Raw genomic sequence first — 5,125 nt, 5'->3', positions numbered from 1 at the left:
AATAATTCCCAGGTTTTCAAATGCATTATTCACTAATTTTTATCCTATATTTAAGAAAGGTTCAGAGAAACTTTGTAGGATCATTTCATTTCTTCCTACTTGCTCCTCCCAATTTGTTTTACAGCTAATGGCCATACCAAAATTAACAAAATTCATTACCGATAGCAAGCAAAAACTTAATAACACAAACCAGGGAAGCCGGCGGCCCTTAGGTAAATACCCGTTGGGTAGTACAGCGTCACTCGAATCTCCTTCGTCCAGTCGATTTCTTTTTTTCATTCATCTAATAAAACCTTCATAAAATAAAATAATATCAATTCATGAATCAACTTTGGGAATTTACCGTAAACATTTTTTAAAATTTAATCGTCTGATCTAAAATCACACCTTTATTTTTAACTCACACTCAATCAGGAGCAATAATATGAGCAAGAAATTCAAAAAGTCTGGAAGGTTATTCGGGGGTATTTTGTTGGTTAGCATTGGTGTTTTATTTTTATTGGAGAATCTTTATATTATTGATTTTAGTGAAATTCTCAGTAATTTTTGGCCGCTTATCTTGGTTGCAGTCGGAATAAAGATCATTATAAAAGCCTCGAATGAGAAGAAAAAACAAGAACAAGCGCAGGAACCAGTAACGGCTTAGGTCTCCCTCATTTTTATTTTTCAACGGTGAGTGTAAACCACGTTTATATGCGGTTTATAGTTTGTTAGCAGTTGGCTTTTTTCTTATTTTGATAGGGTTCATTATTTTTTTCCTGGTATATACCCATTCTTTGTCAATAAGACCGTAACAAGCAGAATTTCTATTTGTGCCATTATCTCTTAACATATCATGTCGTAAAATGCCTTCAAAGCGGCCGCCAACTTTTTCAATGGCTCTTCTTGAACGCAAATTATTTTCATCTGTTTTAAATTGGATTCGAGTTGTTTTTAAGGTCTCAAAGCAGAATGTCAGCAGCAATAATTTACATTCCAAATTTATCGCTGTGCCCCAATAGTCAGGATGTAACCAGGTCCAGCCAATTTCTAATTTGCGGTGGTTTTCTTGTATATCCAGGAATCTCGTGCTGCCAATAATTCTGTTCTCCAGTTTGTGATAAATCACAAACGGGAATTGAGTTCCTTTTTCCCGCTCCATTATTGCCTCATTAAAAACTGAAATAAATTTTTCAGAGTTGGTTAAATCCATTGTATAGTGCTGCCAAATTCTTTTGTCTTTCGCTAATTTTTCAAGATCGATAATGTGTTCTTTCTCTAGAGAGATCAGGTTAATTATTTCCCCAATTAAGTTTAAGGGCTGGTCTATCCAATTTTTCATGATATGTTTTATCTGCTTGCTGCTAATGGTATGGCTATGAGTAGTGCGAACGATTAGGGGAGCATTTATCGCATAGCTGTTGTTGACAGGACGTTTTTTATTCTATCAATTCAATTCTTATTTTATCGATTCTCTTAGCTTTTTCATTATTTATATCAATTATAGGACGTATTACCTCCCGGCGCAAATAGGAGTAGGGGAAAGGATTTTTGCGAGACAGGAACCCCTCTCTGCGCAATCGTTTTTAAATTTTTATATTTTGATAATTTAACGTCATTTTTTTTTAGCTTGTTCAGTCTCTTAATTTCTTGTCGTAACAAGGAATCTATTCTTGTCTTTTTGTTTGCAGTATCTAATTCAAATGCTTGACTTTTTAGATCGTTTAGCAAAAAATATTCGCCATACTGAAGCGGTGTTATTGATTTCTCCCCTGCGGGATACCAAATAAACAGTTGTATCGATCTGTAACCATCTCCATATGTTCTGGAATAATCTGTCAGCGTTTCGTACTTAAACCCGACACTAAATTCTCCCAGGTCAAACTTTTCCATAATTTCTATTTGTGCCAAAGAACAGTTATAATAAGTGGTAAATAATAGAAATATAATAGCTCCCTTTTTCAATTTATTGCTCCTTTTAAATGAGTCAAGATCGATTTATAATTTTAATATTACTTGGCGGACTTTCCAAAATCCAACACCTTTTGTATTGCAATTCAGTCCTATGTTTTACATCTATTGTTAGCCGAAGTAGTTTCAATTTTCAGCCACAATCCGCAAACCATTGGGCAAAATAAAACTTTCTGCTATCAACCCATTTTCTATTTCAAATATCCTTTTCGTGATATGATATCCAGTTTCATCATCTTTCAAACGGCTGCATATTGATCGGTATAAGTATGCATTTCGCTCTATCTTGATTACCCCAAAGTTTTCCTCAATTTCTTTAATCATTTCCTTGCCCGAATGCAACGGTGGTTCGTGAGAATGATCTTCTTGCCATGCTTTAAGGGGATCTTTGATATATTCTGAAAACTTCTCTTCCCGAATGATTGCGGAAAGGATTGAAATCGTATCATAATACCATCGTGTTGTATTTAGATCCACCATTTCACGATCAAAATCTTCAATGATTAGTTTACCCCCTTTTTTCAGTAATAATTTTGTATGATGCAAAGTTTTTTTAAGATTGTGAATGTGATGAAGTGAGCGCGTAAATAGGATGATGTCAAACGGATCGTCTTTAAATGATAAAAAATCAAGGTGCTTGGCAGGCACACCTTTTTTTATAGCTAATTCAACTGCTTTTGCATCTGTATCCAACGCGGTGAGGGCTATACCAGTTTTTAGTAGCTCATATCCGAGATCACCAGAACCAAAGCCAACCTCAAGAATTCGTAAATCCTTATTTGTAATAAATTTTTGAACATAGTTGAGAGTTTCTTCATTGAAAACATTAATTTTTGATTTGACCCTTTTCATATTGGTTGTATTTCAGCTAACGGTTTGAATAAACGCCCGTTTTAATGCGGTTTATTTGTTGTCAGCCTTACTGTTTCTTTCCAATGTCATTACAAATGCAACTGCTTTTCTAGTAAAATCAGCCCATTTGCCGGAATGTTTAAAGGGTAAAGAAACCCATCCTTTCATAGGCTTGTCAGGAGCATAGAGATGCGAAGCCATGCTTGAACCATCCAGCTTTAGTGCTTCCAGCCGGGTTTTTTCATCCAGTTTGAACAGCATACTATCTTGCCATAAAATGGCAACTGCTTTTCCATTCATGGTTTTAATGCAGGATGCACCAAACATTTTCCCTGCAACGGCGCCAGGTACTTCATTGACAATTTGATGAAATAGCTCTTCGGATTGGGTCATCATGAAGCAATTTTCTTATAGTTTCAATGAAGACTATAGGGTTTTATTATTACAACTTAGGCAATACCCTCTCAAGTTGGTTTCTGAATTGAAACTTCAAATCAGCAATATTTTTGTAGATCGTTCTAAAATGCCCCAAGTCATCTAGTTTTTTCCTGAAATCTAACAGGCTTTTAATTTCATCTGTTATTTCTTCTGTATTTATTGGAGCATCTTTAAAGTAGGTATAAACCAAAGGCTTCCCTGTTTTTTTAAATTGGCCAAAGGCTGTTTCAAATTCCTCTGCCGTGTACTTACCCACTTTGGTAAAGAACAGGCTTACAAAGATATCTGATTGCTTCACTACATTATTGTATTCATCTTGTAACCGGGTCTTTGACATCGCATCGATGAAATTTTCCCAAAGTTCCAGTTTTAAGAAAATACCTTCTTCGTAGAGCCGCTGATTCTCTCGGTTAATGAAAATTTCAAATTGCTCTCTGTCTGCCTTAAGTTCTGCGGAAGAGGCCAGAAATATTTTGATGTTTTTTTGCGTCCCCTGCCGATCTGTTGGTGTGGAATAGCCATTCAGGATTTCGGTAACAGGAAGATCCTCATCTAACTCATCGTGGTACATTGGTTTGTTTTTTTCTTCCCGATTAATGAGTTGTAAATAGTCCAACCAATGTTCTTTATAGAGCACCTCCTGCTTGATTGTCATCTCCGGAAATGGCTCATGGAGCCTGCGAAAGGTTTCCCGGATGGCATAGAGATAGCTGCGGCTCTCGCCTTTTGTTCCACTTACTTCAACATGAATATAGTTCTTGCGAAAAGTCTGGTAGACTTTTGCCCGGCATGAACCATTGGAAATTAGCACACCACTGCGCCATCGATTATCAGCCAGGATGTCCAGGTGCATTTCGACAATAAACCGGGTGATAAATGCATCCGGTGGGAAATCGTCATAGTTGTAGCGAAAATGCATGGATTTCTTGCTATCCCATTCAAAATCGGGCTCTATGTCGACAAAAAGATCCGGAATGAAATAAATATCCTGTTGGTCTTTTGCCCCATAGCAAAGATTGAATTTTTGCATGAGGTTTAAAAGGAAAACATGCCTCGGTTTTGGAAATCGATCACCGGGAAGAATGCGTTCCAGATCATTAATATCCAGGCGGCCTTTATTTTTATCTTTCACAATGGGGTCATTAATGATGGCATAGACGCCATCCATGATCCATTGCGGATTGATCACATTGGTATCGATCAGCCGCGGGTCATCCACATAGCTGACCACTGCGCCAATCATACTGAGCAGTTTCAGGTTGCTTTTACGCTCCTCTGCGGGAAGGTCTTTGATAAATTCGAGATCTTCATATTCCTGGTAGGTGATAAAATCAGTCCCTTCCGCTTCCAGCTTCTCCAATTGTTCTTTAACCGTAAACCACTCACGCGGGCGCTGTTCAAAGACACCCGGCATTAGTTTCTTATCACTTACGATTGATGTTATTTTCTTTTTTAGAAGATCGATGGAATCAACGGCTTTAGTATCCTCACAATCATGGATACTGGTGCGGACAAAGCCAATGATATTCGGGTAATCGCGCTCAAGGCTTTTTCGATCCAGATCGTGTGGATCCAGGTCTATTTTATTAATGACCACCAGAACCGGCGCTTTGTTCCCTAACTGATTGGCCAGCTTGAGCCAATGATTGAGCTCATTTCGTTCCCTGCGGGCAAGTGTAACCAATACGTACAGGGTTCGCTCCGAGAAAAAAAACTGGTGTGTGCTGCGCATAAATTCCTGCCCGCCAAGATCCCATATATTGAGGCGGATATCCTTGTCTTTATAGGGAATTTTGATCTGACTGCGCTCTATTCCATGTGTGGTTGTTATATCTCTCTCAATCTCTCCTTTTCTGAGGTATTCAATCAAATGGGTTTTGCCATA

Annotated in this window: 7 protein-coding genes; 1 reads left to right on the top strand and 6 read right to left on the bottom strand. The window is 37.8% G+C overall.

What is annotated here, in order from left to right; all coding sequences use genetic code 11:
* Nucleotides 1–39 precede the first annotated feature (39 nt).
* Complete coding sequence (locus tag IIC38_19850; protein ID MCH8128177.1) at nt 40–279, bottom strand: hypothetical protein; 240 nt, start codon at nt 277–279, stop codon at nt 40–42.
* 145 nt (nt 280–424) lie between these two features.
* Here IIC38_19850 and IIC38_19845 point away from each other — a divergent pair, with 145 nt between their 5' ends.
* Nucleotides 425–646, top strand: coding sequence for a hypothetical protein (locus IIC38_19845; GenBank protein MCH8128176.1), 222 nt, complete (start codon nt 425–427; stop codon nt 644–646).
* Nucleotides 647–700: 54 nt separating this feature from the next.
* On the opposite strand, the gene IIC38_19840 is transcribed toward IIC38_19845, so the two are convergent.
* The 5 genes from IIC38_19840 to IIC38_19820 form a co-directional block, all read right to left on the bottom strand.
* Nucleotides 701–1,321 carry a GNAT family N-acetyltransferase gene (locus IIC38_19840; protein MCH8128175.1) on the bottom strand — a complete coding sequence of 207 codons (621 nt, stop codon included), beginning with the start codon at nt 1,319–1,321 and terminating at the stop codon, nt 701–703.
* Nucleotides 1,322–1,476: 155 nt separating this feature from the next.
* Nucleotides 1,477–1,944 (bottom strand): hypothetical protein, encoded by a 468-nt coding sequence (locus IIC38_19835; GenBank protein MCH8128174.1) that lies wholly within the window; start codon nt 1,942–1,944, stop codon nt 1,477–1,479.
* A 132-nt stretch (nt 1,945–2,076) separates the two neighbouring features.
* A complete protein-coding gene (locus IIC38_19830) occupies nt 2,077–2,802 on the bottom strand; it encodes a class I SAM-dependent methyltransferase (protein MCH8128173.1) in 726 nt (241 codons plus the stop codon).
* A 51-nt stretch (nt 2,803–2,853) separates the two neighbouring features.
* Nucleotides 2,854–3,198: a hypothetical protein gene (locus tag IIC38_19825; GenBank protein MCH8128172.1), complete on the bottom strand. Its 345-nt coding sequence runs from the start codon at nt 3,196–3,198 to the stop codon at nt 2,854–2,856.
* A 46-nt stretch (nt 3,199–3,244) separates the two neighbouring features.
* Nucleotides 3,245–5,125 (bottom strand): hypothetical protein (locus IIC38_19820; GenBank protein ID MCH8128171.1); only part of this gene is annotated, 1,881 nt, incomplete at its 5' end.

This window comes from candidate division KSB1 bacterium (assembly GCA_022566355.1).
Lineage (GTDB): Bacteria > Zhuqueibacterota > JdFR-76 > JdFR-76 > DREG01 > JADFJB01.
Note: the sequence above shows the minus strand (reverse complement) of the source record. Positions and strands in the feature narration are given on the sequence as shown.